27 protein-coding genes and 1 tRNA gene are annotated in these 25,927 nt (G+C 70.2%); 12 read left to right on the forward strand and 16 right to left on the reverse strand.

What is annotated here, in order from left to right:
- The coding region (locus ACH34R_RS12385; protein WP_397561518.1) for an aldehyde dehydrogenase at nucleotides 1-1,049 on the forward strand (1,049 nt) is incomplete at its 5' end.
- Nucleotides 1,050-1,058: 9 nt separating this feature from the next.
- Here ACH34R_RS12385 and ACH34R_RS12390 read toward each other — a convergent pair.
- Together ACH34R_RS12390 and ACH34R_RS12395 are read right to left on the reverse strand one after the other, a co-directional pair.
- Nucleotides 1,059-2,798, reverse strand: coding sequence for a SelB C-terminal domain-containing protein (locus tag ACH34R_RS12390; protein ID WP_397561519.1), 1,740 nt, complete (start codon nucleotides 2,796-2,798; stop codon nucleotides 1,059-1,061).
- A gap of 26 nt (nucleotides 2,799-2,824) precedes the next feature.
- Nucleotides 2,825-2,920: transfer RNA gene (locus ACH34R_RS12395), tRNA-Sec, on the reverse strand.
- 339 nt (nucleotides 2,921-3,259) lie between these two features.
- Here ACH34R_RS12395 and ACH34R_RS12400 point away from each other — a divergent pair.
- A complete protein-coding gene (locus tag ACH34R_RS12400) occupies nucleotides 3,260-4,855 on the forward strand; it encodes an RICIN domain-containing protein (protein WP_397561520.1) in 1,596 nt (531 codons plus the stop codon).
- 477 nt (nucleotides 4,856-5,332) lie between these two features.
- Here ACH34R_RS12400 and ACH34R_RS12405 read toward each other — a convergent pair whose 3' ends face one another.
- Entirely contained in the window at nucleotides 5,333-5,557 is a 225-nt protein-coding gene (locus tag ACH34R_RS12405; protein ID WP_111166202.1) for a hypothetical protein, read from the reverse strand.
- Between the two features lie 243 nt (nucleotides 5,558-5,800).
- Here ACH34R_RS12405 and ACH34R_RS12410 point away from each other — a divergent pair, with 243 nt between their 5' ends.
- The gene (locus ACH34R_RS12410; protein ID WP_397561521.1) at nucleotides 5,801-7,471 is read left to right on the forward strand and encodes a WD40 repeat domain-containing protein; all 1,671 of its coding nucleotides are present in this window, start codon (nucleotides 5,801-5,803) and stop codon (nucleotides 7,469-7,471) included.
- A gap of 104 nt (nucleotides 7,472-7,575) precedes the next feature.
- Here the strand turns inward: ACH34R_RS12410 and ACH34R_RS12415 are convergent, their stop codons facing one another.
- The gene (locus ACH34R_RS12415) at nucleotides 7,576-7,848 is read right to left on the reverse strand and encodes a WGxxGxxG family protein (protein WP_397561522.1); all 273 of its coding nucleotides are present in this window, start codon (nucleotides 7,846-7,848) and stop codon (nucleotides 7,576-7,578) included.
- A 399-nt stretch (nucleotides 7,849-8,247) separates the two neighbouring features.
- On the opposite strand from ACH34R_RS12415, the gene ACH34R_RS12420 reads away from it, so the two are divergent.
- Nucleotides 8,248-8,622, forward strand: a complete 375-nt coding sequence (locus tag ACH34R_RS12420; protein WP_397561523.1) for a hypothetical protein — start codon at nucleotides 8,248-8,250, stop codon at nucleotides 8,620-8,622.
- Between the two features lie 29 nt (nucleotides 8,623-8,651).
- Here the strand turns inward: ACH34R_RS12420 and ACH34R_RS12425 are convergent, their stop codons facing one another.
- Together ACH34R_RS12425 and ACH34R_RS12430 are read right to left on the reverse strand one after the other, a co-directional pair.
- On the reverse strand, nucleotides 8,652-9,824 hold the full coding sequence (locus ACH34R_RS12425) for an FAD-dependent monooxygenase (protein ID WP_397561524.1): 1,173 nt from the start codon (nucleotides 9,822-9,824) through the stop codon (nucleotides 8,652-8,654).
- A 14-nt stretch (nucleotides 9,825-9,838) separates the two neighbouring features.
- Nucleotides 9,839-10,603, reverse strand: a complete 765-nt coding sequence (locus ACH34R_RS12430) for a siderophore-interacting protein (protein WP_397561525.1) — start codon at nucleotides 10,601-10,603, stop codon at nucleotides 9,839-9,841.
- A gap of 89 nt (nucleotides 10,604-10,692) precedes the next feature.
- On the opposite strand from ACH34R_RS12430, the gene ACH34R_RS12435 reads away from it, so the two are divergent.
- Nucleotides 10,693-11,415 (forward strand): TetR/AcrR family transcriptional regulator, encoded by a 723-nt coding sequence (locus tag ACH34R_RS12435; protein WP_397561526.1) that lies wholly within the window; start codon nucleotides 10,693-10,695, stop codon nucleotides 11,413-11,415.
- Here the strand turns inward: ACH34R_RS12435 and ACH34R_RS12440 are convergent.
- From ACH34R_RS12440 to ACH34R_RS12455, 4 genes are all read right to left on the reverse strand, one after another.
- Complete coding sequence (locus ACH34R_RS12440; RefSeq protein WP_397561527.1) at nucleotides 11,412-12,716, reverse strand: AAA domain-containing protein; 1,305 nt, start codon at nucleotides 12,714-12,716, stop codon at nucleotides 11,412-11,414. The two genes, ACH34R_RS12435 and ACH34R_RS12440, sit on opposite strands and share 4 nt — an antisense overlap.
- The gene (locus ACH34R_RS12445; RefSeq protein ID WP_397561528.1) at nucleotides 12,713-14,152 is read right to left on the reverse strand and encodes a hypothetical protein; all 1,440 of its coding nucleotides are present in this window, start codon (nucleotides 14,150-14,152) and stop codon (nucleotides 12,713-12,715) included. The genes ACH34R_RS12440 and ACH34R_RS12445 overlap by 4 nt, the downstream gene beginning before the upstream one ends.
- Nucleotides 14,149-15,261, reverse strand: coding sequence for a hypothetical protein (locus ACH34R_RS12450; protein ID WP_397561529.1), 1,113 nt, complete (start codon nucleotides 15,259-15,261; stop codon nucleotides 14,149-14,151). Before ACH34R_RS12450 ends, ACH34R_RS12445 begins: the two co-directional genes overlap by 4 nt.
- A gap of 324 nt (nucleotides 15,262-15,585) precedes the next feature.
- The gene (locus ACH34R_RS12455; protein ID WP_397561530.1) at nucleotides 15,586-15,720 is read right to left on the reverse strand and encodes a hypothetical protein; all 135 of its coding nucleotides are present in this window, start codon (nucleotides 15,718-15,720) and stop codon (nucleotides 15,586-15,588) included.
- Between the two features lie 400 nt (nucleotides 15,721-16,120).
- Here ACH34R_RS12455 and ACH34R_RS12460 point away from each other — a divergent pair, with 400 nt between their 5' ends.
- The 3 genes from ACH34R_RS12460 to ACH34R_RS12470 all read left to right on the forward strand — a co-directional run bounded on the left by ACH34R_RS12460 (nucleotide 16,121) and on the right by ACH34R_RS12470 (nucleotide 19,142).
- Nucleotides 16,121-18,181, forward strand: a complete 2,061-nt coding sequence (locus ACH34R_RS12460) for a hypothetical protein (RefSeq protein ID WP_397561531.1) — start codon at nucleotides 16,121-16,123, stop codon at nucleotides 18,179-18,181.
- Between the two features lie 223 nt (nucleotides 18,182-18,404).
- A complete protein-coding gene (locus ACH34R_RS12465) occupies nucleotides 18,405-18,833 on the forward strand; it encodes a hypothetical protein (protein WP_397561532.1) in 429 nt (142 codons plus the stop codon).
- A gap of 6 nt (nucleotides 18,834-18,839) precedes the next feature.
- Complete coding sequence (locus tag ACH34R_RS12470) at nucleotides 18,840-19,142, forward strand: hypothetical protein (RefSeq protein ID WP_397561533.1); 303 nt, start codon at nucleotides 18,840-18,842, stop codon at nucleotides 19,140-19,142.
- 14 nt (nucleotides 19,143-19,156) lie between these two features.
- On the opposite strand, the gene ACH34R_RS12475 is transcribed toward ACH34R_RS12470, so the two are convergent.
- A complete protein-coding gene (locus ACH34R_RS12475) occupies nucleotides 19,157-20,263 on the reverse strand; it encodes a terpene synthase family protein (RefSeq protein WP_397561534.1) in 1,107 nt (368 codons plus the stop codon).
- A gap of 179 nt (nucleotides 20,264-20,442) precedes the next feature.
- Here ACH34R_RS12475 and ACH34R_RS12480 point away from each other — a divergent pair, with 179 nt between their 5' ends.
- Nucleotides 20,443-20,703 (forward strand): hypothetical protein, encoded by a 261-nt coding sequence (locus tag ACH34R_RS12480; RefSeq protein WP_397561535.1) that lies wholly within the window; start codon nucleotides 20,443-20,445, stop codon nucleotides 20,701-20,703.
- Nucleotides 20,704-20,851: 148 nt separating this feature from the next.
- Here ACH34R_RS12480 and ACH34R_RS12485 read toward each other — a convergent pair whose 3' ends face one another.
- Nucleotides 20,852-21,172, reverse strand: coding sequence for a hypothetical protein (locus ACH34R_RS12485; protein ID WP_397561536.1), 321 nt, complete (start codon nucleotides 21,170-21,172; stop codon nucleotides 20,852-20,854).
- 96 nt (nucleotides 21,173-21,268) lie between these two features.
- On the reverse strand, nucleotides 21,269-21,550 hold the full coding sequence (locus tag ACH34R_RS12490) for a hypothetical protein (RefSeq protein ID WP_397561537.1): 282 nt from the start codon (nucleotides 21,548-21,550) through the stop codon (nucleotides 21,269-21,271).
- A gap of 36 nt (nucleotides 21,551-21,586) precedes the next feature.
- Between ACH34R_RS12490 and ACH34R_RS12495 the strand changes: the two genes are divergently transcribed.
- Nucleotides 21,587-21,934: a hypothetical protein gene (locus tag ACH34R_RS12495; RefSeq protein ID WP_397561538.1), complete on the forward strand. Its 348-nt coding sequence runs from the start codon at nucleotides 21,587-21,589 to the stop codon at nucleotides 21,932-21,934.
- A gap of 390 nt (nucleotides 21,935-22,324) precedes the next feature.
- Here the strand turns inward: ACH34R_RS12495 and ACH34R_RS12500 are convergent, their stop codons facing one another.
- The gene (locus ACH34R_RS12500) at nucleotides 22,325-22,786 is read right to left on the reverse strand and encodes a MarR family winged helix-turn-helix transcriptional regulator (protein ID WP_111170115.1); all 462 of its coding nucleotides are present in this window, start codon (nucleotides 22,784-22,786) and stop codon (nucleotides 22,325-22,327) included.
- Nucleotides 22,787-22,869: 83 nt separating this feature from the next.
- Here ACH34R_RS12500 and ACH34R_RS12505 point away from each other — a divergent pair, with 83 nt between their 5' ends.
- Both ACH34R_RS12505 and ACH34R_RS12510 read left to right on the forward strand, forming a co-directional pair.
- Nucleotides 22,870-23,298 (forward strand): DoxX family protein, encoded by a 429-nt coding sequence (locus tag ACH34R_RS12505; protein WP_397561539.1) that lies wholly within the window; start codon nucleotides 22,870-22,872, stop codon nucleotides 23,296-23,298.
- A gap of 325 nt (nucleotides 23,299-23,623) precedes the next feature.
- Nucleotides 23,624-24,421, forward strand: a complete 798-nt coding sequence (locus tag ACH34R_RS12510; RefSeq protein WP_397561540.1) for a hypothetical protein — start codon at nucleotides 23,624-23,626, stop codon at nucleotides 24,419-24,421.
- A 51-nt stretch (nucleotides 24,422-24,472) separates the two neighbouring features.
- On the opposite strand, the gene ACH34R_RS12515 is transcribed toward ACH34R_RS12510, so the two are convergent.
- Entirely contained in the window at nucleotides 24,473-24,796 is a 324-nt protein-coding gene (locus ACH34R_RS12515; protein WP_397561541.1) for a hypothetical protein, read from the reverse strand.
- A 163-nt stretch (nucleotides 24,797-24,959) separates the two neighbouring features.
- On the reverse strand, nucleotides 24,960-25,805 hold the full coding sequence (locus tag ACH34R_RS12520) for a M55 family metallopeptidase (protein ID WP_397561542.1): 846 nt from the start codon (nucleotides 25,803-25,805) through the stop codon (nucleotides 24,960-24,962).
- Between the last annotated feature and the right edge of the window lie 122 nt (nucleotides 25,806-25,927).

Consider the following 25,927-nt stretch of genomic DNA (forward strand, 5'->3'; position numbering starts at 1 on the left):
TGGGCGTGGCCGGGCTGATCACGCCCTGGAACACCCCCTTCATGCTGGAGACCTGGAAGCTCGCCCCCGCGTTGGCGGCCGGCTGCCCGGTGGTGCTCAAGCCCGCCGAATGGTCGCCGCTGTCGGCGAGCCTGCTCCCGCAGGTCATGGAGGAGGGCGGGCTGCCCACCGGGGTGTTCAACATGGTCCACGGCATCGGCGAGACGGCCGGGGCCGCGCTGGTCGCGCACCCCGACGTGCCGGTCATCTCCTTCACCGGGGAGACCACGACCGGGCAGACCATCATGCGGTCGGCCGCCGCCCACCTGAAGACCCTGTCGATGGAACTGGGCGGCAAGTCGCCGCTGGTGGTGTTCGAGGACGCCGACCTGGAACGGGCGCTGGACGCGGCGGTGTTCGGGGTCTTCTCGCTGAACGGCGAGCGCTGCACGGCCAGCTCCCGGGTGCTGGTGGAAAGGTCGCGGTACGCGGAGTTCGTGAACCGGCTGGCCGAGCGGGCGGCCAAGGTCAGGGTCGGGCCGCCCGCCGACCCCGCCACCGAACTGGGCGCGCTGATCCATCCGGAGCACTACGAGCGGGTCATGGGGTACGTGCGCTCGGGCGTGGAGGAGGGCGCGCGGCTGGTGGCCGGGGGCGGGCGTCCCGAGGGCCTGCCCGACGGCAACTTCCTGTCGGCCACCGTGTTCGCCGACGTCACGCCGGGGATGCGGATCTTCCAGGAGGAGATCTTCGGGCCGGTGGTCTGCGTCACGCCGTTCGACGGCGAGGCGGAGGCGATCGAGCTGGCCAACGCCACGCAGTACGGGCTGGCCGCGTACGTGTGGACCAACGACCTGCGCCGGGCGCACCGGGTGGCGCACTCCATCGAGGCCGGGATGCTCTGGATCAACTCCCAGAACGTGCGCGACCTACGCACGCCGTTCGGCGGGATCAAGTCCAGCGGGCTCGGCCGCGAGGGCGGCCGGCACAGCATCGACCTGTTCACCGAACCGCACATCGTGCACGTGGCCACCGAGGACCTGCCGGTCCCGCGCTTCGGCGTCGGCTGAGCGATCCGCTCAAGGGGCCGCGACCACGCGCAGCCGGTCGTCCAGGCGGCGGGTGAGGCCGCGCGCGTCGAGGTGTTCCAGCAGCGGGATCACCACGCGGCGGGTGGTGCCGAGCGCGGTACGGGCGTCCGCCGCGGTGAACGGCCGGCCCAGCTCGGCCAGCCGCCGCGCCGCCGCCGTGTCCGCGCCCGCCGGTAGTACCACCCCGCCGGCCAGGCGCAGCAGCAGCCCGGCCCGCGCCGCCGCGCCCACCACGCGGGCGGTGAGCCCAAGCTCGGTCAGCCGGGCGGCCTCGGGGGCCCGGTACGGCGCGGCGGCCAGCTCGGCGCGCAGCCGTCCGACCGCCGCCAGCACCGGTTCCGGCAGGCCGCCGCCCGCGTCGATCCGGCCGTCCGCGACGCTCAGCGGCGGGCGCGACCCGGCCAGCGCCTCGACCAGCCCGCGCGTGGGGAGGGCGAGCGCGGTGCGGGCGGCGTCCACGGGGATGCCCGGCTGGGCGGCGGCCAGCGCCGCGAGCCGGTCGGACAGCTCCGCCCACGTCCCGGGATCGACCAGCCAGCCGTCCGCGGCCGGGGCGGCGAGGGCGGCGGGGTCGCAGCCCATCGCGGCCAGTTCGGCTCGTTGTGCCATGCCGCGCCAGCGCAGCACCGTGGCGGCGTCGGGCACGGGGTCGCCGGGGGCGGCGAAGGGGGCGAGTTCGGCGGCCCTGGTCCGGGCCGCGCCGGTACGGCGGAGCGGCGCCGGGCGTACGTCGAGGACCCGCACCCCGACGATCGGGCGGCCCGAACCGCGCAGCAGCGCCCGGTCCCCGACCCGCAGCGGCAACGGCCGAGCCAGCGTCAGCCGCGCCGTCCCGGCCCCCAACGGCCGCATCCGCACCGCCACCGACGCCGACCCGATGTGCAACATCGCCTCCCGCCACGCCCGCTCCTGATCCGCGGCCATCGGCCCAGCGGTGTCCAGCCGTACGTCCGCGATGCCGGTCGGGAGCCAGGCGTCCGGGGTGAGCAGTGTCATGCCTCTGGCCGCCTGGTCCCGGCCCACGCCGCGCAGGTTGACCGCGACCCGGGCGGTCGCCGTGACCTGCGGCGACGGCTCCCCCAGCGCCTGCAACCCCCTGACCCGCACCGGCTCGCCCGCGAGCAGGAGCCGGTCCCCGGCCCGCAGCGTGCCCGCCGGCAGCGTGCCGGTGACGACCGTCCCCGCCCCCTTGATGGTGAACGCCCGGTCGATCCACAGGCGTACCGGCGCGGCGGCGTCGGGCGCGGGCAGCGCGCCGGTCAGCCGGTCGAGCGCCGCCCGCAGCAGGTCGAGCCCCTGCCCCGTACTCCCGCTCACCGTGACCACGGGCCACCCGACGTGCTCGCGGGCCTCGGCCAGGGCCGGCCCCGGCTCCATCAGGTCGCACCGGGTGACCACCAGCAGCCCGTGCTCCACGCCGAGCGCGCGGATCGCCTCCCAGTGCTCCTGGGACTGGGCCTGCCACCCCTGGTCGGCCGCGAGCACGAACATCACCGCGGGCACCGGACCCAGCCCGGCCAGCATGTTGGTGACGAACCGGGCGTGCCCCGGCACGTCCACGAAGGCGACCCGCCGGCCGGAGGCCAGGGTGGTCCAGGCGAACCCGAGGTCGATGGTCATCCCCCGGCGGCGCTCCTCGGCCCACCGGTCCGGTTCCATCCCGGTCAGCGCCCGCACGAGCGTCGACTTCCCGTGATCCACATGACCAGCGGTCGCGATCACCTGCATGATGTACCGACCTTCCGCCCCCTCGGTGGCGGAGGCGAACGGGAATCGAACCCGCCGGCGACGCGGAGCGCCGCCCCATGGCTTTGAAGGCCAGGAGGACCACCAGGAACCCACGCGCCTCCACGATCACCCTAACGCGGCGGCCGTACCGGCCGCGAGCGGCACTCCGGCACGGGGAAGTTCTTCCACAGCCTCCGGTCAGGCATTTGAGAAAAGCGGTCACACAGGACTCGCCACACCGTGAATGAACGGTGTGCCGAACCCGGTGGGCCCCGGCCGCCGCCTTGATGTTCGCCCGGGATGTTCGCCCGGCCTTGGCCCGGCGGAGCCCGGGGCCGCCGGCCGCTCCCCCGTATCCCCGCGAAATCGCCGCCCAACGCACCCATTTTCATGTGATTGAGCCCCTGGCACCGGGCGATTACGCTTCGCCGGGAAAGTCACGCACACAGAAAGCGATGGGTATGCGAATACGTCAATTGGTGATGGCCGCCGTGCTGGCAGCGGGAGGTCTGGCCGCGTTACCCGTGACCCCGGCCGCGGCCGTACCGGGCGGGGTGGCGGCGGCGCCGCCCGTCCAGTGCGCGGGTGACGGTACCAGCGGCCACCGGGTGCAGCTCCTCTACACCTACGAGCCGGGGTCGAACCGGTTCGCCGAGCGCGAGCCGGTCATGCGGGCCGCAGCCTGGACCGCGCAGCAGAACATCAACGACAGCGCCCGGCGGGACGGGGCACAGCGCTGGTTGCGCTTCCTGACCGGCGCCACCGGCTGTCAGCCGGTCATCTCCTCGATCGAGGTGCCCACGGGATCCACCAACAGCGGCACCTTCGTCAACCTGCTCAAGACCATGGGGTACAACACCCCGCAGCGGATCTACGTGATCCTCGCCGAGAACCACCGCCTCAACTGCGCGGGCGCGGAGAACGATGGCGTCGGCAACGACGACTCGTCCGGCACCGGGAACCTGCACAACAGCAAGACGTTCTGGATCACGTTCCAGCCCTCCTGCTTTTCCGGGCATACCGTGACACACGAGGTGGCGCACACGCTCGGCGGCGTACTCCCGTACGCGCCGCACGCCGACGGCGGCGGGCACTGCACCGATGGCAACGAGACGCTGTGCCAGAACACCGGCACCGTGGCGTGCCCCGACCCGCTGGCGGTGCGGCTGCTCGACTGCGGGCGCGACGACTACTTCGCGATCGTCCCGCAGGGCTCCTACCTGCCGACCCACTTCAACGCCGCGCTGCACAGCCGGTACCTGGAGCCGGGCGCCGCCGTACCGGCCATGACGACGATCCCGCCGCTGCCGCCGCAACTGCTGCGCGCCGCCGATGTCGAGGGAAGCTCGATCGCGTTCGGCTTCCTGCCGAGCATGCTGCCCACGGGCTCCGGGTACACCTCTGACCACCAGATTCTGCGCAACGGGTCGGTGGTCGCGACGGTACCCGGCTGGCAGACCACCGCGCGGGTGACGGGCCTGCCGCCCAACACCACCGCCACCTACACCGTCCGCCAGCGCGTCACATACGGGGGTGTCACGCGCACCTCGGCGAACTCGCAGCCGCTCACCGTCACCACCGACGCGGGCACTGACCCGGCCGGGCAGCCCGAGTCCGGCGCGGTGCTGATGCTGACCAACGACCTGGTCGACTCTTCGGGGCCCAACCAGGCGATGGACCTGTTCTCCTTCAACGAGAACGACAACGCCGAAATCGTGCAGTGGCCCGCCAACGGGCAGGCCAACCAGCAGTGGAAGCTGACGCCCGCGGGTACCGGTTTCACGCTGAGCAGCCTGCACAGCCTCAAGTGCCTGGCCCCGCTGGGCGGCGCGACCGCGCCGGGCACCAAGATCGTGCAGACCCCCTGTACCGGGACGACCGCGCAGCAGTGGACCTTCCCGGTGATCTCGGGTCTGACCTACCAGGTCAGGTCGGTCGCCGCCGGCCTGTGCGCGCAGTCCGAGGGCGCGGGCACCGGCGGCGGCACCAGGCTCGTCCTCGCCGCGTGCTCCACGGCCCAGCCGTCCCAGCGCTGGACCGTCAACAGGATCGCCTGACCCACCGGCGGGCCGGAGCCTGAGCGTCCGGCCCGCCGGACCGGGTCCACCGCGAGCGTGTGGACAGACGGGGGACACGCCCCGCGGTGGCATGGACGGCCTCGGAGGGCGAGGCGGCGGTGTCCGGGTGGAGATCTTCGCCACCCGCCCTGCCGGGCCGGGTCTGGTGCCGCCAGGAGGGGCCGTACCGCGCTCCTGGCGGAAAAAGTAGATCAAGGGTCGCCCGGCTGCGCGTGCACCACCAAACGCGCAGCCGGGACGTCCTTGTCGGCGCACTGGTCGTGCGCCCCGTACACGGACGACGAGGACCCGGGCGGCCGGCACGCACCCGGCCGCCGAACCCTCGCGCCGCAGAACGAGCCAAGCCCGCCACCGCACGGCGGGCGGCTCGCTCAGGTCACCGTGCGCCCCCGCGGCTCGGCAGGCCGCTTGCCGTGTCGATCAGCAGTCCTACATTGATCCCCGGTAGTACGCTGATCACCGGTAGTACCAGAGTTGCCAGCGGCTTCCCTTCTTCCGGCAGTCGGTGGACCAGGCAGCACCCTCGGCCTTCATCTCGTCGCCGGCGGCATCGCAGGCGCCGTACGACGAGTAGTATCCAGCCGCATACCATTGCGCGGCCTGCGCGGGTGCTTGGGCGAGAAAAATCGACCCGGCCAGCAGAGCCGTCCCTGCGCCGATTTTGGTCAGCGCTTTTCTCATGACTTCCCCCTATTTCCAGCGGGATTTTCCTGGACCGCACGCGAATTATGAGCCCTGCTCTGAATTCGGTACGCGGCCCGTCGGTGCCCTAGTCTCAGCCGCTCGGTTTGGCCTGGCAACACATTTCCATGGTCTGCTATGGTCGGCTTTGCTCGGAGGTGTTCGTCCAGGTCATGGGCCTTGGCCGACCGGATCGGACCACGGTGGACCAGACCGGTTGCCTGTGGAAGGCGGTAGCGGCGGATGGATGGCAAAGCGCCGGATCCAGAGCAGGCGCGGACGGCCGCGGAGTTCGTGGCAGGAATGCGCAGGTTACGAAGCTGGTCCGGGCTGAGTTATCGGCAGCTCGCGCAGCGGGCCGCCGCGGCAGGCCGGGTACTCCCGCACAACACGCTGGCCGCGGCGCTCCAGCGGGACACATTGCCGCGCAAGGACCTCCTGGTCGCCTTCGCCAAGGCGTGCGGGCTGCCCGATGAGGAGGTCGCCGCGTGGACGGCGGCCCGTTATCGGCTGAGCGAGGAAACGCTCAGGGAAACGGCCGGAGAAACGAGCGGAGAATCAACGGGGAAGGCCGCCGGGGAATTTTCCGGGGCAACGGGTGAAAGATTCGCCGGGAAAGCCGCCCGGCCCCGTCCCGGCGATGACCGGAAAGCGGCAGGTTCCCCGCCCGCCGATGTCCCGGCGACCGCCGGGGAGGATCACGAAGAACGACGGCCCGCGGCCTCCGGCGGATTCTCCCGCCGTGACCTGCTCGCGACCGCCGCGGTGGCGGGCACGCTGGGCGCGGGGATCGCGCTCGCCGTACCGGAGCTGCTCCGCCGCGCCCGCGCCACGCCCCGGCCCCGGCCCGACCCCTCGCCCACCGTGGGGGCGCAGGTCGCGGTCCTGCCCCATCCCGACGTGGTCGACACCGTGGCCTTCAGCCCGCACGGACGCGTCCTCGCCACCGGCAGCCTCGACGGAACCGTGGGGTTGTGGGAGGTGGCGACCGGCAGGCGGCTCACCGTGCTCACCGGGCACACCCACTACGTCGGGTCGGTGGTGTTCAGCCCGGACGGCCGGATCCTGGCCACCAGCAGCTACGACGGGACCGTGCGCCTTTGGGACATGACCACCATGAAGCTGCTCACCGTCCTCACCGGCCACGCCGGTTCGGTGCGTGTCAGGTTCAGTCCGGACGGGCGCGTCCTGGCCACCAGCGGCCATGACGCGAAGGTGCGGCTGTGGGACATTTCCGGCAAGACGCTCATCGCCCTGCTCGGCGGGCACACCGGCCTGGCGGCCATCACCTTCAGCCCGGACGGGCACGCCCTGGCCACCAACGGGAACGACCCGGTGGTACGGCTGTGGAACGTGGCCCGCGCCCGCAAGACGGCCAGCCTGCCGTTCCCCGAACCCGGCAAGAGCCGCGTCCTGTTCGGGCCGGAGGGCCGACTCATGCGCGTCCACCAGGGGCCGCGCAGCGTGTCGGTATGGGACATCGCGGCCCGGAGGGGCCTCACCACCTTCGAGGTCGTCGCATCGGGCACGATCGTGAACGAGGACGGCGCCACCGGCCTCGCCGACGTGGTGACCCGCAGCCTGGACGGCACGGTCCGGGTCTGGCCGGTACATCCCGGGCCTCCCCTGTCAGAGCCCTGGGTCACCTTCGCCGGACCACCCGGCCAGGACAAGGACCTCCGGCTCGGCTGGCGCGGCGACGTCGTGGCGGTCTGCGGTATGAGCGAGATGACCGAACCACGGAAGGCCGACACACGGGTCTGGCTGGGAGACATCTACACCAAGCGGCACCTCACCACTCTCGCGGGCCACACGGGCCGAATACGCGCACTGGCCTTCAGCCCCCGCCGTGACCTGGTCGCCACCGCGAGCGTGGACAGAACCGCCCGCTTATGGCGAATCCGAAAGCTTTAGCCGCCCGAACCCAAAAACCCGCGCGGGGAATCCGGAGCGTGGGCGGCCGTGTGTCCGGAATGGGGTATCCCGTCACGACGGGATACCCCCTTGGAGCCCGTGCGTCACGGGCGGTCGTGCCGGATGTCCCCGGTACCCACGTGTTCCCGGCCCCTCTGGTGCTGCTTGCGCAGCCCCATGAGGCCGAGCAGGCCCGCGAGGCCCAGCAGGCCCCACATGCCGGCGTTGCCGCCGCCCTGCTCGGTTTCGCCGCCGGGCTGCGGTGCCGGTGAGACCTGGGTGTACGCCACCGAGGCCGCAGGGGCGTCGGCGATCGCCGCGGTTGGGGCGAGCCCGAGACTGGCGATCAGCCCCAGGCCGGCGATGGTTCTACGCATTTTCCCCCCCGATTTCGACGGGCTCTCCTCAAGAGCCCTGATCGGCGGCCCGGCCATGCCCGGCCGCGATGGTGCCTACGCAGCTTCGCCTACCGTCGGCGGGTTGTCCCAAACCTCATTAAGAGTCGGCAAGCCACCCCTTTGTACTGTTTCTTGGCCCGCGGTTTCCCGTTTCACGGCAGCGCCTGGAATGCCCGCGGAAGGCTCCCGAAATCTCTTCACTTTATGTGTCCACTCGAACACAAATAGCACTCGACACAAAGCGTGATCGCGTGGATACTCAACGTGTAAGCATCACGTCCCCCTCCAGGCACGTGAATCACTCACCGCACTGCCGTATTTCGTGCTGCCGGTGAACGAAACCACCTGTCAGGAGGGGCGTAGAAAGGGAGACAGTAAGTGAAGCTCAACCGCACCACGCGCGTCGCCCTCGCCCTCGCCGCCGCCTGTGTGGCCTCGGCCGTCCCGGCGACCGCGTTCGCCGCCTCGTCGGCGCCGGCCGCCCCGGAGGCGCAGCAGGCCGCCGCAGCCGCCGTGCCGCCCGGCTACCAGATCGTCACCCTGCCCAACGCCAACGTCCCCAACTTCCAGCGCCGCACCCTGTACTGCCCGGGCACCAAGAGGGTGCTCGGCGGCGGCGCCGAGGCCCAGGGCAACGGCGCGATCCTGGTCGGCTCGTTCCCGACCACCGACGGGCGCGGCTGGATCGCCCTCGGCCGCCAGATCGGCTACAACGACGTGGGCATCAGCGTCTACGCGATCTGCGCCGACTGAGCGACCCCGAAAGGCTGAGCGCCCCTGGCTCAGTGATCTCTGAGTGACCCGGCCGGCGGCGGTGCCCCCGTGCCCACCGCCGGCCGTTCCGCGCCGGAAGCCGGAGGCCAGTCCACCAGGGGCCGGAAAGAGCGGACGAACGTCGCGTACGGCATCATCCGCATGACCGTGTCGCGCAGCGCGACCAGCGGCGGCGCGGTCCATTGCGCCACCAGGCCGATCCGCCGTGACCGGCGGACGACCATCTGCGTGCGCGGCCGTCTGGCCAGGTCGTAGGCGCGCAGCCCGGCCGCCGTCCCGCGCTCGGCGACCTCGGCCGCCAGCACGACCGCGTCTTCGAGCGCCTGGCAGGCCCCCTGTCCGACGTTGGGCGTCATCGCGTGGGCGGCGTCGCCCAGCAGAGCGGTCCTACCGGACACGAAGGTCGCGAGGTCGGGCAGTTCGTAGGTGTCGTGCTGGAGCAGCGTGCCCTCCTGGGCGCCGTCCAGCAGCGCCGGGATCGGGTGGTGCCAGCCCGCGTAGCGCCGCCGCAGGTCGGCGAGTCCGCAGGTGGTGCCCGGCGGCGCTGCGTACATCGCATAGCAGTAGACCCGTCCGTCCGGCAGTGTGGCGTAGCCGAACCGCTGCCCCCGCCCCCAGGTTTCGAGGCCCTCGCCCACGTCCATCGGCGGGACGATCCAGCGCCAGGTGGTGTATCCGGCGTAGCGAGGGGCGGGCGCGTCCGGCCACAGCGACCGCCGGGTGACGCTGCGCAGGCCGTCCGCGCCGACCACCAGGTCACCGGTGAGCGTGCCGCCCGCGTGGACGACCGTGCCGTCCGGGCGTACGTCGCGGACCTCGGTCCCCGGGCGCAGCGCCGCGGGCGGCACCTTGGCCCGAAGCACGTCGAGCAGGTCCGCGCGGTGGATCATGACCCACTGGCCGTAGCGGCGTTCCAGGTCGGCGGTGTTCACCCGGGACAGCCACCGGCCCGCGGCGTCGCGCACCCCGGCCTGGGCGGTGGACAGCGCGTGCTCGCGCAGCGGCTCGCCGAGGCCCAGCATGTCCAGGGCGCGCAGGGCGTTGGGCAGCAGCGCGATGCCCGCCCCGATCTCGGCGAACGCGGGGGCGCGCTCCAGCAGCACCACCTCCGCGCCGCGCATGGTGAACGCCGCCGCCGCGGCCATCCCGCCGATCCCGCCACCGATGATGATCGCTTTCATGTCGCCCCTCCTGGTCAGTGCAGGCCCCGTTTGCCGGGTGTCCAGAACGGCTTGACCTTTATCGACGTGCGCGGCCACCCCCGGTCGCGTACCAGGTGGTCACGGGCTAGCTGACACGTGCGCGCCTCGCCCGCCAGGTACGCCGCCCCCGGCTCATCCGGGAGGTCGAGCGCGGTGAGCGCGTCCAGCAGCACGCGCGAGGAGACGGCGGACGCGCCGCGCCGGTACACCCGGCGCAACCCCTCACTCCCCGGACAGGGCGGCTCGTCGTCGGCGGTCTCGCTCTCCAGCACGCCGTACACCGGCTCGCCGGGCCCAAGCGCCCGGATCATCGGCCCGAAGGCCACGCTCGCGGTCTCCTCCCCCGCGAACAGGTGGTACGGCGCGGCCCGCGTGACGAAGTCGCCCTGCGGCCCCCAGAACGTGAGCGGATCGCCCACCCGCGCCTCACGTGCCCAGCGAACTCCGATGCCGTCCCCCGGATAGAGGTGGATCCGCAGGTCTATGGCCCGCTGGGCGGGCGCGTAGTCCCAGATCGTGTAGGTGCGCAGGGTCTCCACCGGGCGCAGCAGCCCGTACAGCGAGAACGGATCGTTGATCTGGACGCGCACGTGCTGCCCCGGCGTGTACGGCGAGCCGATCGGCTCGTTCGCGACGAACCGGATGTACCGCATCGTGCCGGTGACCTCCCCCACCTCGGTGACGACGCCTTCGGCGTGGTACTTCGCGAAGGCCCCGGCCAGCAGGTCGCGGGGCCGCCGCCGCGGTCGGTCGAGCATTGTTCTACCCCCTCTATATTTGCTTATGCGCATTAAGGAAACATAGATGCCCTAGGATGTCAATCGGACCGAGGAGAGGGAGCGAGCGGATGGCGGCGCCTACGGAGAGCCGGCGGGAGAGAGTCCGGCAGCAGACACTCGCGGAGATCCGGGCGACCGCCCGCAGGCTGCTCATCGAGCGCGGCCAACCGGCCGTGACGATCAACGCGGTCGCCCGCGAGATGGGCATGACCGGCCCCGCCCTGTACCACTACTTCGCCGGGCTGGAGGAGCTGGTCGGCGCGATGACCGCCGACTTCCTGCGCGAACTCGCCGAGACCATGCGGGCCGCCCGCGACGACCACGCGGCGGCCGGCCCCGCCCGGCGGCTGCTGGCGATCTGCCGGGCGATGCGGGAATGGGCGCTCGCCCACCGGGCGGAGTTCGGCATGGTGTTCGCCAGCCCGCTACCGCCGTCCAACCGGCCGGGCACCGGCTCGGCGCGTTTCCTGGCCGGCCAGAACTTCGAGCAGGTCTTCGTGGACGAGATCGCCGAGCTGTGGGAGGCCGCCCCGTTCCCGGTGCCGGACGACCTCGCGCCCGCGCTGCGCGACCAGGTGGCCGCCTATGCGGCCGAGGCCGGGTGGCGGCTGCCGCCCGAGGTGCTGCACGTGATGATGTCCTGCTGGATCAGGCTCTACGGCCTGCTGTGCATGGAGGTCCTGCACCAGCTCGACTTCGTCTACACCGACCTCGAACCGGTCTACGAGGAGTGCCTGCGCGACCTGGCCGAACGACTCGGCCTGCCGTACGAGCCGCCGGGCATCGGTTAGCCGGGCACCCGGTGGCCGGCCAGGTGGGCCAGCACGGCCTGGTTCGCCGCCCAGCCGTCCGGGAACTTGATCGGTACGTTGAGCCGCACCTGCGGGCTGGACGGGTGCTCGTCCAGCAGCTCGGCGATGCCCGCCCTGGCCACGACCACGCAGGCGTGCCGGTGCCGCGAGGTCAGCACGCACAGCCGCCCCGACTCCAGGTGGAACGCGGTCGCGTCGCGCCGCCCGGACAGCGGGTGCCAGACGATCGTGACGTCGTACTCCCGGCCCTGGAGCCGGTTGGCCGTGTCCACGGTGACCCCCTCCGGTACCCCCGCCGCGCGCACCGCCGCCACCTGGTCGTTGTGCGCGCAGCCGATCGCGATGCGGGCCGCGGTGACCGCGTGGGAGCCGTGCTCGTCGTGGGCCGTCACACCGCGTTCGAGCAGCCGGGCGGCGATCCCGGCGCACGCCGCGGCCACCTCGGGATCGGTGCGCACGGTGTGGCGGGCGGGGAGTTCGTGCAGCGCCCAGCCGTACGCGGCGGCCTCGTCGACGGTGGCGTCCCACGGACCGCGGGTCCCGCCGGGCGGCGCGGGCGAAAGCCGCCGCTCCCCCGGCGCGGTGCCCGCCGTAAAACCCGCGGCCGGATAGAAGGCGCGCGCCACGACCGGGGCCGCCGAGCCGGGCAGCCGCCACGACACCGGCAGCCGATGCACCGGCAGGCCGTTGATCCGCTGGGTGACCGCCACCGCGCTCTGCATGGGATCCCAGGCCAGGCCGCTCCAGCGCTCGCTCTCGACCACCGAGAACGGGTCGAGCTGCCCCGGATCGCCCACGAACAACGTGTGCCCGTACGCGAACAGCGGCGCGACGGCGAGCAGCTTGTCCGAGCGCATCTGGTACGCCTCGTCCACGATCGCCCACCGCCAGGACCGGCCGGGCACGTACGCCCACTTGTCGGCGGTGGCCACCACGACCTGGCAGCCCTCGACCTTGTCGATCTTGTTGTCCGGTACGACGGCGGAGTGGCGCAGGACGCGCTCCGGTGGCTCGAAGCCCTCGGCGTGCAGGCGTCCGATGGTCAGGCCGGGCGACCTGGTGGCCAGCTTGTCCACCAGGTCGTCCACCTGCTCGTTGGTCTGCGCGACGATCATCAGGCGCTCCTCGGCGGCGGCGAGCCGCATGGCGGTGGCCACGACCAGCGTCGTCTTGCCCGCGCCCGGTGGGGAGTCGACGACGACGCCCCGGTGGGCGCCGCCGGTGTAGTCGTCCAGGATCGCGTCCGTGACGGCCTGAGCGGCGGCTTTCGCGGAGGTCACGACCACGCCTCCTGGGCGTCCTCGTCCGTGGGGACGTACTCCTGCGGTGGCCCGCCGTGCGTCCACGGGGTCTCCTCCAGCGCGGGCAGCGGCGGGCGGCGGCCCCCGGACGGATCCAGGTCGGCGTAACAGACGGTCTCGCCGACCTCGGGCACGCCGTCCTTGACGCCGCCGTTGATCTGGACGAGGACCGTGCCGTCCTCGGCGGAGAGGATCTGGCCCGCCTGCCTGGGACGCGACGGGGAGAGCACCTTCTTGCCGGGCGCCAGCCGCAGCGGGTCGGCGGTCTTGATGGTCACCAGCGGGCGGACCACCGGCCGCTTCCCGCCCGGCGGGATGATCTTACGGTCCGGCTCGACGGCGACGACCTCGCCGGCGAACGCCACGCCCTCGGCGCGGTACTCGGCCATGACCAGCGGATCGTCGAACGCCCGGCCCGCCTCGTAGGTCTGCTGGGCGATCTCCAGCATGGCCAGCCGCCGGGCCGCGGCCACCGCGGAGTCCCATCGGCCCTGCGACAGGCCGCCCTCGGCGATCCGCGCGTTCTCTCCGGCCAGCGACGCGCGGTCGCGCTCCCAGCGCAGCACGGCGCTCGGCGCCTCCGGCAGCGTGCGCAGCAGCGCCACGCCCCGCCAGACCAGATCCCAGGTGGGCCTGAGCTGGTCGTGCAACGCGGCCCGCACCCGGTCGGCCGACCCGGAGGCGTCGTAGTCGGCGATCGACGGCTGGAGCACCCGCCGGTCGAAGTCGGGGTCGGTGTCCGGGCCGGGCGGCGGCGAACGCCGTGGGTCCTCGGCCACGGCCGCCGCCTCGGGGCCGGTCATCCCGGCCGGCGGGTCGATCCAGCCGAGCAGCGCGGCCGGGTCGGTGTCCTCGGCGTCGCTCTGCCCGGTGACCCAATGGGCGGCCAGCGCGTCGGTCAGGGACAGCAGCATCGCCGACCCGGCGTACTCGCCGCGTCCGTGCAGGTAGGTGAGCCAGCGGCCGAGTACGGGCACCAGCGGACCGACGGCGTGCGGCCCGTCCGTGCGGCGGAACCTGGTGGACCGGCCGAGCAGGCGGACGAACGCGAGCGCGCCGCGGTTCGGCACGATGATCTGCGGCGCGTCCAGGCACCTCGGGTACGGGGTCCGGGCCTCGACCTCCTCGCTGTCGGCGGCGTACCGCTCGATGTAGGGGACCATGACCGAGGCCAGCTCGGCGGCGAAGGCGAAGCGCAGATCGCGGTCGCGCGGCTGGGGCACGACCAGCAGGCGCGGCTCGGCCGGATCGCACCCGACCATCGCGCCGAGCGGGGCGGCGGCCTCGCCGGCCATCCGCAGCGGCACGAACACCATCGGCGCGTCCGACAGATGCACGTGCCGCACCGTCGCGGCGGGCCGCGCCCGGCCCTCATGCCGCGCCCGCGCCTTCAGATAGGAGCGGAACAGGGTCATACGACCGCCTCGTCATAGATCCTGTGGATGTGCCGGAGCCGTTCGGCGACCTCGGACTGATCGTCCTCGGGCAGCACGGCGCCCTCCGCCAGGCCGATCGCGCCCGCGACCGAACCGACCCCGCCGAAGTCGTCGCGCACGGAACGGCCCAGCGCCGCCAGGGAGTCGCAGGCGTGCGCCTCGGCCCGGCAGAAGGCGGCCATCTCGCAGGACGCCAGGCACTCGGGGGCGTACCGGGCCCCGACCGCGGACAGCGCGGCGGCCACCTCGGCGGCGGGCCTGCCCAGGTCGAAGGTCAGGCCGGCGGGGAGGGCGGCCAGGATGCGATCGACGCCCTTGAGCCGGCCGAGCTGCCGGTCCAGGACCAGGAGCTGGTGGCGTACGTCCACCAGGGTGGCCGCCGGCACGTTGCCGAAGTCCTTCGGGCAGACCAGGACGACATCGTGCGACACCCGCTCGGGGTCGAGGCCGAGATCGGCGAACAGGGCCCGCATGGCGTGGACGTAGACGGCGGCCTCGCGGGCGGCGGCGGAGACCTTCGCGGTCTCGGCCTGGCCGTCGATGACCGCGAACGCCTTGATCGCCACCACGTGGAAGCGCCCTTCCGCCTGGAAGGCGATGACGTCGGGCTCCAGGTAGACGTCATGGCCCGCGACGGCGAGCTTGAGCAGCGGACGGTCGATCAGGGTGGCGGCCCGTCCCGCTTGGGCGGCGTCGCGCAGCAGGTCCGCGGTACGGCGGTGCCGTGCCTCGCGTGAGGCGCCGGCCTCCTCACCGGTGGTCTGGTACGCGGTCTCGGCGGTGGTCAGGTGCAGCACCTCGCGGAGCAGCTCGGCCAGGCGCACGCCGCCCTCGTCCTTGACGATGGCCTTGAACTGCTCGTTGCGGAACATCGCGAACGGCGACAGGCCGAAGCGCGGCGGATGCCCGAGGTGCCGGATGGTCCGGCCCTTGTCCACACCGGCCGCGTCGAGCACGGCCCGGCGGTCACAGCCGGGGTTGGCGGCGAGGGCGGCGATCGTACGGGCGTTGTGATCGATCGGCTCGACGGGACCGCGCAACGCCGCGAGCCGCCCCGGCCCGAACTCGCCTCCGCCGGTAACGCTCACGCCACCTCCAGTCCAGAGGGACCGGGCCGAGAGGACATGACCAGGCACAGGACGGGCCCCGACGGCCCGGCCTTCGACACACGCCCATACCCTCTGGACCCTCTGGTCGCCCCAGGGCCACCACACGCTCTTCCAGCCCGTCCATTCCCACACGTTACTTTAGCCCTGGCGGACGGCCCTTCTCCCCTTATCAGCGCACATCCGTCCGGTTCGTGGGGTCGTTGCCCACCGGCAGGTCGGACGACGTCGCCGGTCACGTCACGGCGACCGGCAAGTCGCCCAGCCCGGCTCAGCCCGGCCCTGCGGCCTCACTCACCACCGGGCCTACTCCTCGCCGTCGTCCTCCTCCTCATCACCGCCATCACCGCCCGTCGTGGGCTCGGGCCGGTCGGAGTCCGGCTGCGGCCCCGGCGCGGGATCGGACGGCCTGTCCTTGGGAGGTCCGCTGTGCTTGCCCATCCTTGTGCTCTCCCTCCGCATCACTGGCTACTTCACTGATCGGTGATCGCCGATTGTGAGCGTACGACTACGAACAGCCAGCGAGCAAGGGTGTTCGGCAGGCTTGACCATCCGTCCCACTTCCCCCTCCAGCCCTCACCTCCCCACACCGCCCCTATTTGGGCCACCCGATTCCTAGCCTCCAATGCGCCCTCTATACATTCGCCCTGATATCACACCCACAGCCCCACATGCCCGAATGTCACCAAACACGAGCCGCCCCGTAAAGCGGCGCCGGATTCGCCATTAACAATGCCGGTACACCGCAGAGCCCGAATCTTTACGAGGAGCCGGACTATAATTACCCTTGCACCAGTGTCATCGCCTTCCGCCGCTGACCACCGTGGAGTCTCTCGTCCTCATGACTCACCCCACCCCCCGGCCCACTCCCCAATCCCCGCCGACGGCCCCACCCCAGCAGGACGAACCACCGCCATCCCCACCACCCCAGTCGGCCGATGGCCCATCACCCACCACACCCCCGGGGTACACGCCGCAAATCAGCGCCGAATTCTCCGGCATCGACCCCGCCGCACTGGAAGGCTTCGAACAGAGCCTCGCCCACACCGAGGACACCATCGGCCGAAACGAACCCCAAATCCGGCGGACCTTACAGCGGTTCGACCTCGAAACATCGCGATTAACCGCCTTACGCGAGTTACAGAGCTGGATCGCCACCAAGCGCCCCGACCTCCGCCGCCGCAAGGAGACCATCGAGTCCCAGCAATCGGAGTGGGCCACCTCCCCCTCCTCCGGCCACCCCGCCCTCGCCGCCTTCGACGAAAGCCTGTACGAAAAGGCCGAACACGACCCCGACGTGTACGCCGCCATCGTCAACCTCACCAAGGCCACCGAGTCCGGCGAAGTCGACCCCAAAACCCTCACCCAACTAGAAAAACACGCCGGCAACTCCCCCTTCGCCCTCGCCCTCCTCACCACCATGGGCGCCACCACCTACCGCAAGACAATGGGTGACACCGTCGGGCGCAAACAGCTTCACCGACTCCAGGTCGTTCTTGGCAAGACCCTCGGCACGGCCAGCCCTCGTCTGAGCGGCGCCTGGCAGAACGCCCTCACGACAGGCATCGGCCTCAAGTGGCGCGAGGCCCGGGGCGTCGCCCTGGCGCTCAAGCACGGAACATACCCCAGCGGCTTCCTGCTGAACACGGCCAAGAAGATCGACAAATGGTATCGGGAAATGTCAAAGCCGATGCCCGTTGACGTGGGCGTGATGCGCGACGTCATGACCGCACTCACAAAAGACCCAGCACTGGCCCAAGACTTCTTCACGGCCGATCCCACCGCACTCAAATATTATCTGACCCACGGGCACATGGGCGATAAGGGTGCCGTCCTGGGAAAGATGCTCGAAATGGCGCTGACTCATTTTCGAGACGGTGAATCAACTCCTACGAAGCCTTCACGCGGCTACTGGTCGGCGAAGCTCGCCTCGGAGTTCGTACATCTGCAGGCAAAATTGGAGGCTTCCGGGCAGGCTCTGGACGCCTTCGTTCCTACCGCCACCACGGCAGCCATCCTTTCCTGCTATATCGGCGACATCAATCACGTTGCGCATACAGGCCGCGAAATGTCCGATACAGGCGCCCGTGGCCCCTACGACACCCGCCCGCCGACGTGGGGTGCATATTTCAGCAAGAAAGAGCTGCAAAGCTTACTGAAGAACCTCTTTACGGATTCTAGGGCGTTCGCCACCGTCATGATGGCGCAGACAATGTTCACTAATCGCCTTCTTGACTCCAGTGCCGCAACGATGGCGGGAGGAGGCAGCACCAACGAACTTCGCAGCGGCACCCAGAAGATCGGTGCCGGCTTCGGCCTGCTCACAGATGCCGCACAGTTAGCGAAGATCGAGGAAGGGAAGGAACTGGACGAGGCGCAAGAGCGAAACATGAAGATCCTCGCGGGAGTGATCAACAGCGCGTTGGCGCTCCCGCAGGTGCCGTACGCTTGGCCGATAACCGCAGGAATCGTGGCGTCCTGGAGCTGGATACCCGAGGACGCCTTCAAGGGAGATGCCGAGGAAAGGGCACGGACCGAAGCGAATACAGCCGTTGACAAGACTCGACTGCTCGTGCGAGACCTCACCGCAGCGGCCTTGCTCAAGAATGGCCTATTCGGAAAATCCGCCCCACCCGACCCCACGCACCCATGGGCCTCGCTGGGAGATCTAAAGCGGGGCGACGACCCCTTTAAGAACCCCAACAACTTCGTTGGCAGGGACGGTAAGACACTGATGTCACTGGACCAAATGATCAATGGCGGCGCAAGCAACACCACCGACAAATACAGAAGGCTCCACGCATACGACACATGGCTACTGGGTCCTGATTCCGGTGAGCTTTGGGCAGCAATTCGACTTAATTTGGAGCAGAGCTACTCCGAGGCGTTCAATAAGTATTAGCGGCCATATCAGCACAATATGGCTCATACTTTAAGGCAGGCCAGTGTCCATGATGCAACCAAGCCGGTCGGCCAAAAGCCAGGCGAGGGCCGCACACTGTCTAATGTTACTTGCCGCCATCTCCCTTGCTTGCCTGGTTGGATGCGCAGGTCAGCCTAGGGAAGTCGACCGTAGCCCCTTGCCGACCGTAGCAGGCGCACCCTATATATGTGCATATATACCCTTGAAAGCCGCCGAGCTTATGACCGGCGTCCGCGCCCCCCTCTCGCGCGGCGGCTTCGATCTTTCGCCGTCTTTGGGTCTAGGAAGCGGCAGTTGTACCCTGTATCAGCGAGATGGCGAACGGGTGACCGTTATGCGCATCGTGCTCAGCACGGGCGGCCTCCGAAAGCGTGTGGAGGATCAACTCGCGCAGGGCGCCCGCCGATTGCCGGAAATCGTTCCCGAAAGCGTTGGTTACTACTTCCAGCCTGCAAACACCGAGGAGAACGAGGCGTATGCCGTACTGGTTCGAGGCGAAGCGGAACTGAGCATACAACTGGAGATCGGTGCCCCCGGACGGGACAATGCGGCGGATGTGCTCGCCATGATGAAGCTCATTGCTCCGAAGCTCATCACCGATGACAGTGCCCCGACACCGGACAAGGGCTGATCGTTTATGACGGAAATGGTTCCCAACCCCCTGCGTGCCGCGCTGGTAGAGACGCTAAAGACCGTTGAGCCGCTTATCAAGGAGATTGATACGGCCATCGACGGGCCCTTCCAGGAGTTTCATTCTGGGAAAGTGTGGAGTGGGCCCATGGCCAAGCGGTTCGATGCGGAGTTCGGGCAGTACCGAGGGCGGAGCAGGAGGGCTGGGGAGGAGGTGGTGGCGGATATTCGGGCGTTTTTGGCTCGTACGCCGGAGCAGGTGACCGTGGAGGAGGCGAAGGCGATCAGTAGTAGGTACGGTCTGGCCTGAGGGCGAGCGTGGGGTCAGGCGGGGGTGTCGTGGAAGATGCTCTTGCCGGGGCTGAGTTCGAGCCAGCCGCTGGTGCGGGAGGGGACGAAGCGGTTGCCGCTCAGGTGGGAGAAGCCGCGGCCGTGGTAGCGGGCGGCGGTTTGGGAGTATTCGCGGGAGCCGGCCAGGCCGTATTCGATCTGGCGGAGGTAGGCGATCATGCGGTCGCGTTGGTGGCCTTGGACGTGGGAGAGGATTCGGTCGCAGACCTGGCGGTAGAGGTGTTCGGTCTCCTCGATCAGGTCGCAGAGCCGGTCGATCGATTCTTGCAGGGTGAGGCCGTCGTGGGTGACGCTGGTGAAGACGAGGGAATGCTGGTAGTCGCCGCCGTCGCAGTATTCCTTGCGGAAGGTGTAGAGGTCGTTCACGTACGCGAAATGGGCGACGCCGACCTTGCGGACCTGGTCGAACATCTGCGGTAGGCGGTCCATGTCCTCGGTCATGTCGATGCCGATCGAGTACTCCCCCAGGAAGTGCACGACGTCGGCGGCCATGCTGCCTTCTCGCATGTTCAGGTATTCCTCGCGGGTGAAGTTCCTGCCGGAGGCGCGGGCCTCGACCTCGATGGCGGTGCTGCGGAGATAGTCGCCGGAGGCGCGGCGCAGCCGGGACCTCAGGCCGTCGGGGGAACGGCGGGACATCTCTCGCCAGGTCTTCGCCATGAAACGGCCGATGAAAGTGGATCGGTCGAGGGTCGGGTCGTCCATGGCGGCGGCGAAGTCGGCGAGGAGTTCGCCCATCCGGCCGTCGGTCAGAAAGCTGGTGTAAATGCAGTCGTCGAGCACGATGTGGGCGATCGCGGCCCGTAGGACATCGACCATCCGGGAGTCTTCGGCGTCCGGATAGCACACGCAGGCCCACCACACTCCGTCCCTGACGACCGTCTCCAGCAGCCCGCGATCCTCGTCGGGCACGTCGGCCAATAGTTCGTCCGCCCATTCGCGGGCGCGGGCGTCCCACGCGGCGGTGTGCGGGTGCCAGGCCGTGCGAAGTTCCGGTTCGACCTCCCGCAGGTAGAAGCGGGTGCCGACCGGGAAGGGGCGGGGCGGGGCGTACTCGGGACTGCTGTGCTGGGCGATCATCGTGCTGCTCCTCACCAGGTCGGCCGGACCTACTTCACACTCCAGGCATTTCTGCCCAATCACCGTAAGTGGCGGAGCGTATTCGCTGAAGTCCGGAAGTGGGAAGACCTCCCTTCCGGGAGCGTTAAGATCATCCCCATTCGTCATCAAATGGGGCTTGACGTGCGCAGATATCACTTATGGTGGTTAGCACCGGAATCGCCGGGTTGTATGTGGCCGCGGTGGTCAGCGGCGTCACGGGCGATTTCCGGCTGATCTGGACCGTGACCGTGGCCACCGGGTCCGGCCATCCGCCTTTCGACATTCTCGGCGCGTTCGAGCCGCCCGGGGCGGATCTGCTCGTCTTCCCCCTGGCGGCGGCGGCCTGCGCGTTTCGCGCCTGGCTCATCTGGCAGATCTTCCGGGGCGCTGCCGTGGCCGGCGCCTACTGCTCTACCTGAGTGTCGCGGACGCGCTGTTCCTGTCCGATCTCGTCGATCTCGTCGCCGCGGACTGGGAGCCCGTGGTGGGCCCGGCGATCTGGACGGCGACGGCGATCCTCTTCGTGCGCGCGCTCACCGGGGAGTCCCGCCGTTTCCGGGCGCTCGGTCACGGGTCGGTACGCCTCGACTCCGCCTGTGTGGTCCTGGTGTTCCGGTCCAGCCTGCTGCGTGCGGCCGGCCTCGGGTGGACGGTGCTGATCCTGATCGGGCAGGCTCGGGACGGCCGGTGGAGTGCCGCGACCGTGCGGTTCGGGTGGTGGAGACTGGCGCTCTCGCTGCTGTCCACGGTGGTCGTGCCGCTCGCGGGGCCGCATTTCAGCCTGATCCTCGTCGAGTTCATGGCGCACCTGGCGCTCATCGACGCGGTGCCGTACCGCCCCGGCCGGGCGACCAGATCGCCGAACGCGGCCCTGGTGCTCGTGCCCACGCTCTTTCTCATCCAGCCCGAGGAGTCGCCGCGGCTCACCACCGCGCGGCGGGGTGGGAGGACGAGTGCTTGGAATGGACGATGCTCCATCGCCCCCTATGGCAGCACGCGGGCGCAGGACCGCGAAAAGGCGTTCATGTGCCATGCCCGCAGTGATGCGGACGGCGTGCTGCCGCTGTTCCCGGCGAAATGGCGGACCGCCTGGTTCTCGGGTACGGCAGGGCGATGTGCGCGGCGGACGTCCCCGAGGAGCGGCGGGCGTTGCCGGCGCTGCCGGGTCGCGGTGGCGGGCCCGGCATGGGCCGCGCGATGGACGCGCTCGTGTTCCTTGCTGCTCTCCACCGCGCAGGCCGAGGAGAACTCGGCCGCCTTCGCCACCGAACCGAACTCCCGCCCTCGGACCCCTGACCTCGGTTGCCCGCGAAACGGCAGAAGACGGTCGCGTACTTCCCCGGCGACGTCGGCGCGTACCAGATCCACGACCCGCAGCACAACGGCGGGGAGAATTCCCAGACCACCGCCGCGAACCTTGTCGAGAAGGCCCTCGACGACGGTCAGAAGACGGTCGCGTACTTCCCCGGCGACGTCGGCGCGTACCGGATCCACGACCCGCAGCACGACGGCGGGGAGAATTCCCAGGCCACCGCCGCGGACCTTGTCGAGAAGGTCCTCGATGACGGATTCTTCGCCGCCGCCGGCTCGGTGGTCATGGTGCTGGGCCACGGGGAAGGCGATGACCACGCCTCCGCCCGCTTCGGCTGAAGGGGTGGGAAAAAGGTCGTCGAGGACGGTGTGAAGAGCGCGAGCGGCGCCCTGGCGCTTCCGAACGATCCGGAGACCGGAAAGAGTGACCTGGGTCACGGAATACCGAACCTGGCCGTGCGGGGGCGCGGGGGCTATCGGCTCAGAATTCATGCCAGGGAGACGGACACTCCGGTGGAAGAGCACCTGGTCATCTCGTTCCCGGGGAATTCCGCCAAGACGAAGGTCTACAAGTAGGGCGTCCGTGGCGGGGCCGGGCCGGGCGTTATTGACAACGGCGAGATGCGCGCCCGTAAACCCCCGCGCCTCCGAGGCATGGTGGCACGGCGGGAGGGTGCCGGGCGTTCCCCTGTGGCCCGCCGCCCGCCCGCTTGAGGGCCCGCGAGAGGGTCAGCCGGTGGCCTGCATGGCCTGGTTGGCCTTGCCCATGGCACGGGTGAGGGTGATCAGTTCGTCGCGGGTGATCCGGTCGATGAGGTACTTGCGCACGACCTCGACGTGGGCCGGAGCGATCCTGCGCAGGCACTCCATCCCCTCGTCGGTGAGCACCGCGAGCACGCCGCGGTCGTCGCCCGGACAGTCGGTACGCCGTACCAGACCCGCCTTCTCCAACTGGCCGATCTGGTAGGTCAGCGCGCTCTTGGAGATGACCAGCCCCCTGGCCAGCTCGGTCATGCGCATCTGGTGATCAGGGAGACTGGAGAGCTTGACAAGGATCTCGTACTGCGGATGCGTGAGGCCCGCATCGGCCTTGAGCTGTTCCTCTATCCGCTTCTCCAGCCGGTGATAGGCGAACAGGAACGCGTGCCAGGCGGCCATCTCCACCGCGTCCAGCCATCGGGTCTCGGTCACGTTGCCAGTCTACTGTTGTTCAGATTTGAACAATCCCCTACAGTGAGCCTTGTTCAAATTCAAACAATCCCTGGAGGCGTCCCATGATCGATCGGGCCAAGCCCATCGCGCTGCTCCTCGCCAGGGTGGCCATCGGCGCCATCTTCTTCACCCACGGTTGGATGAAGCTCACCCAGGCGGGCCTCGCGGCCACCACAGGCGGGTTCGAGCAGATGGGCATCCCGCTGGCCACCCTCGCCGCCCCCGCGGTCACCTTCTTGGAGATCATCGGCGGGATCGCCATCATCATCGGTGCCGCGCTGCCCGTGGCCGGCACCCTCCTTGCCATCGACATGGTGGGGGCGATCTACTTCGTCCACCTCGCTCAGGGCTTCTCCGTCGAGCGGGGCGGCTACGAGTTCGTGCTCGCGCTCGGGGCCGCGGCGCTCGCGGTCGGCTTCAGCGGCGGCGGCGCGCTCGCGGTGGACACGCTCCTGGAGCGCCGCCGTACCCCGGAGACCGCAGGCGTCTGAGCCGTGCGCGAGGCGTGGATCCCCCCTTCCACGCCTCGCGCACCCACAGGCCCAACGCGAAAACAGGACCCATCCGGAAAGCTCCCAGCGGGCCGTACCACGTCTTCCACCTCGCCGGCGGTGACCGTTCCCGGGCCGGATCCGGTGGGGCTGGTCGGGGAGGGGACCAATGTCACGGTGACGATCGATCCGGGGCGGGCGTATCTTCTACCGAGACGTGATCGGCTCGCCCGGTGAGCGCTGCCAACCGCAAGCCGTGATCCCCCGTCTCTCCTATGCCCCGTCTGTCACATCAGGAGCCGCCGTGGGAGCCCGCTCGTTATCCGTGTCAGCCGCATTGCTCGCCGCACTCGCGCTTTGCTGTCCTCCGGCACAGGCCGAGGCGCCGGCCAACGTGGTGGTGTACCAGTGCAAGTACACCGGCAGTACCGAGACGGAGACCGTCACCATCGACGTCGAGTTGCAGGCGCCGACCTCGGCGGTGACGGGGCAGCAGATGACCATCGGCTGGCGCGGGGCCTACACCGAGCTCGCGCTGCTCGCGCCCGAGCAGGGGTTGCCCGCCGACGCCAAGCTGTACGCGTACGCCTCGATCAAGGGGATCGACGGGCTGACGTCCGCGACGGGCGTCGGCACGCTTCCCCCGGTCGGCGCGGACGAGCTGATCCAGCTTCCGACCGGCGTGGTGGAGCTCAAGACCACCCCGAACAAGGCGGGCACCGGGACCGTGCAGCCCGCCGCCATCAACTTCGGCACCAAGCCCACCGAGCCGCTGATCGAGTGCGAGGTGCAGAACGAGACGGCGCTGTCGACCACCCCGCTCGCCATCACCGGAGCGGGCCAGAACGAATCGCCGTCCCCGAGCCCGTCGCCGAGCCCGTCCCCGAGCCCGTCGTCGTCCGAGTCGGCTTCGGAGACGCCCACGGGGTCGGCCACGGAGTCCGCCACCTCATCGGACGAGGAGGACCCGGAGATGGGCAAGACCCCGATCGGCGGGGCCGCTACCGGGGCCGGCGGTGACGCCGGGCCGGACGGGCGGACGTTCGTGCTGGTGGGGCTGCTGGTCGTGTTCGCCGCCTCGGCCGGGCTGGTACTGCGCAGGCGTGGCAACCACGCCGGATGACCAGCACGCGGATCCGCCGCCGCCCGGCGGGCGCCCGGCGGATCCACTCCCTCAGCGGGCGTCGGCCTCCACCCGGCCGGCGGGGGCCGCCGCCCTGGGCGGCCGGCCGGTCTCGGCGAGCACCCGTTCGACACTGTCGGCGGCGATGATCAGCTCGGTCACCGGCGCTATCCGCATCGGCCATGGGAAGTAGTAGGCGGCCTGGCCTTCCATATCCGCCATGACCAGAATGCTCTCCGCTAGGACCGGTGCCTTGGGGTTGGTCACGGTCAGTGAGGGTGACCAACCTTCTTTGACGCGCAGCCGTACGGCGAAGCCGCGCAGTTCAAGCTCTGTGGCGAGCTTCTCCAGATGGATCTCCGCATCAGTGATCATGGTCGCCTCCGTTCCCTCCACGCGCCGGGCGCTCACGCCCGGCCATCGGCACCGTAGCCACTATGCGCTCACTCGGATGCCGTCGGTAGTGAGAGAATGTCTCCGCAGGCGGAGAATGAACCGCGATACGGCCTTGGTCCGCCCGCGTGCGGCGACCGGCCGGTCAGCGCAGGGTGACCAGCGGCAGCCGGGACCGGGCGGCCAGCGACGAGGTGGCGAACCACACCCCGATCAGCCCGACCAGGGCGGTGGGGTCGGAGACCTCGCAGGTCACCGTGGTGTCGTCGATCCGCCTGGCGCCCGGCACCTCGGCGGCGTACTCGGCCGCGGCGGCGGTCTGGAAGCCGCCGGTCAGCTCCAGCCGGTCGGGGATCTCCACCGGCCGCAGGTCGGCGGCCCGGCGTACCGCCTCGGCCGCCGCGGCCCGGACCATCGCCTGGGCCCGCCGGGGGTGCAGGCTGTTGGCGGCGGAGAAGCCCTCCGCCCGCTTGACGGGCGCGGTGGCCACGCCGGGGAAGACGCGTTCGGCCAGGCCGCAGATCTGGTCGTCGCCGGTCACCAGGCCCACCGGCACCCCGTGCTCGGCCGCGAGCAGCGCGTTCACCTCGGCCTCTGAGACGATCCGGCCGTTCAGCTTGAGCCAGGAGAACTGCGAGGAGAAGCTGTGCGCGAGCACGCCCGGGCAGCCGCCGGGGGCGTGGTAGCCGACGAACAGCGCCACGGCGTGCTCGCCGCCGAGGCCGTGTGCCATGCACTGCGCCTTCGGGCTGCCGGTGACCAGCCGGGCCCGTTCGTCCAGCGCGTCCTGGAGGAAGTTGTCCATGGTCCCGTGGCTGTCATTGACGGTGACGTTCTCCGCGCCCGCGTCGAAGGCCCCGGCGATGGCGGCGTTGGCCTCGGCGGTCATCAGCTCCTGGGCGCGTGGGTACCCGTGCCCGCCGCGGACGACCTGATCGACCGTCGCGATGCCTGAGATACCTTCCATGTCCACGGAAATGTAGACGTCCATCTGACTCCTCTCAGAGGGTCACAAGGCTTCCATACCGGGCAAGCCTCATGTCTTCGGACGTCCGCACATCTCACCTGATCGGATTTCGTATCCCCGCACGATCCGGCATCGCCGGACGCTGC

It is taken from the genome of Spongiactinospora sp. 9N601, from assembly GCF_044326295.1.
Classification (GTDB): Bacteria; Actinomycetota; Actinomycetes; order Streptosporangiales; family Streptosporangiaceae; genus Spongiactinospora; species Spongiactinospora gelatinilytica.

What these genes read in the sequence shown, in the direction of transcription:
- ACH34R_RS12405 (WP_111166202.1), bottom strand. Translation starts at nt 5,557, where the DNA reads ATGAGAAAAGCGCTGACCAAAATCGGCGCAGGGACGGCTCTGCTGGCC.
- ACH34R_RS12435 (WP_397561526.1), top strand. Translation starts at nt 10,693, where the DNA reads ATGGCGGCGCCTACGGAGAGCCGGCGGGAGAGAGTCCGGCAGCAGACA.
- ACH34R_RS12475 (WP_397561534.1), bottom strand. Translation starts at nt 20,263, where the DNA reads ATGATCGCCCAGCACAGCAGTCCCGAGTACGCCCCGCCCCGCCCCTTC.
- ACH34R_RS12445 (WP_397561528.1), bottom strand. Translation starts at nt 14,152, where the DNA reads ATGACCCTGTTCCGCTCCTATCTGAAGGCGCGGGCGCGGCATGAGGGC.
- ACH34R_RS12520 (WP_397561542.1), bottom strand. Translation starts at nt 25,805, where the DNA reads ATGGACGTCTACATTTCCGTGGACATGGAAGGTATCTCAGGCATCGCG.
- ACH34R_RS12470 (WP_397561533.1), top strand. Translation starts at nt 18,840, where the DNA reads ATGACGGAAATGGTTCCCAACCCCCTGCGTGCCGCGCTGGTAGAGACG.
- ACH34R_RS12455 (WP_397561530.1), bottom strand. Translation starts at nt 15,720, where the DNA reads ATGGGCAAGCACAGCGGACCTCCCAAGGACAGGCCGTCCGATCCCGCG.
- ACH34R_RS12400 (WP_397561520.1), top strand. Translation starts at nt 3,260, where the DNA reads ATGCGAATACGTCAATTGGTGATGGCCGCCGTGCTGGCAGCGGGAGGT.
- ACH34R_RS12460 (WP_397561531.1), top strand. Translation starts at nt 16,121, where the DNA reads ATGACTCACCCCACCCCCCGGCCCACTCCCCAATCCCCGCCGACGGCC.
- ACH34R_RS12430 (WP_397561525.1), bottom strand. Translation starts at nt 10,603, where the DNA reads ATGCTCGACCGACCGCGGCGGCGGCCCCGCGACCTGCTGGCCGGGGCC.
- ACH34R_RS12480 (WP_397561535.1), top strand. Translation starts at nt 20,443, where the DNA reads ATGGTGGTTAGCACCGGAATCGCCGGGTTGTATGTGGCCGCGGTGGTC.
- ACH34R_RS12515 (WP_397561541.1), bottom strand. Translation starts at nt 24,796, where the DNA reads ATGATCACTGATGCGGAGATCCATCTGGAGAAGCTCGCCACAGAGCTT.
- ACH34R_RS12390 (WP_397561519.1), bottom strand. Translation starts at nt 2,798, where the DNA reads ATGCAGGTGATCGCGACCGCTGGTCATGTGGATCACGGGAAGTCGACG.
- ACH34R_RS12410 (WP_397561521.1), top strand. Translation starts at nt 5,801, where the DNA reads ATGGATGGCAAAGCGCCGGATCCAGAGCAGGCGCGGACGGCCGCGGAG.
- ACH34R_RS12425 (WP_397561524.1), bottom strand. Translation starts at nt 9,824, where the DNA reads ATGAAAGCGATCATCATCGGTGGCGGGATCGGCGGGATGGCCGCGGCG.
- ACH34R_RS12505 (WP_397561539.1), top strand. Translation starts at nt 22,870, where the DNA reads ATGATCGATCGGGCCAAGCCCATCGCGCTGCTCCTCGCCAGGGTGGCC.
- ACH34R_RS12415 (WP_397561522.1), bottom strand. Translation starts at nt 7,848, where the DNA reads ATGCGTAGAACCATCGCCGGCCTGGGGCTGATCGCCAGTCTCGGGCTC.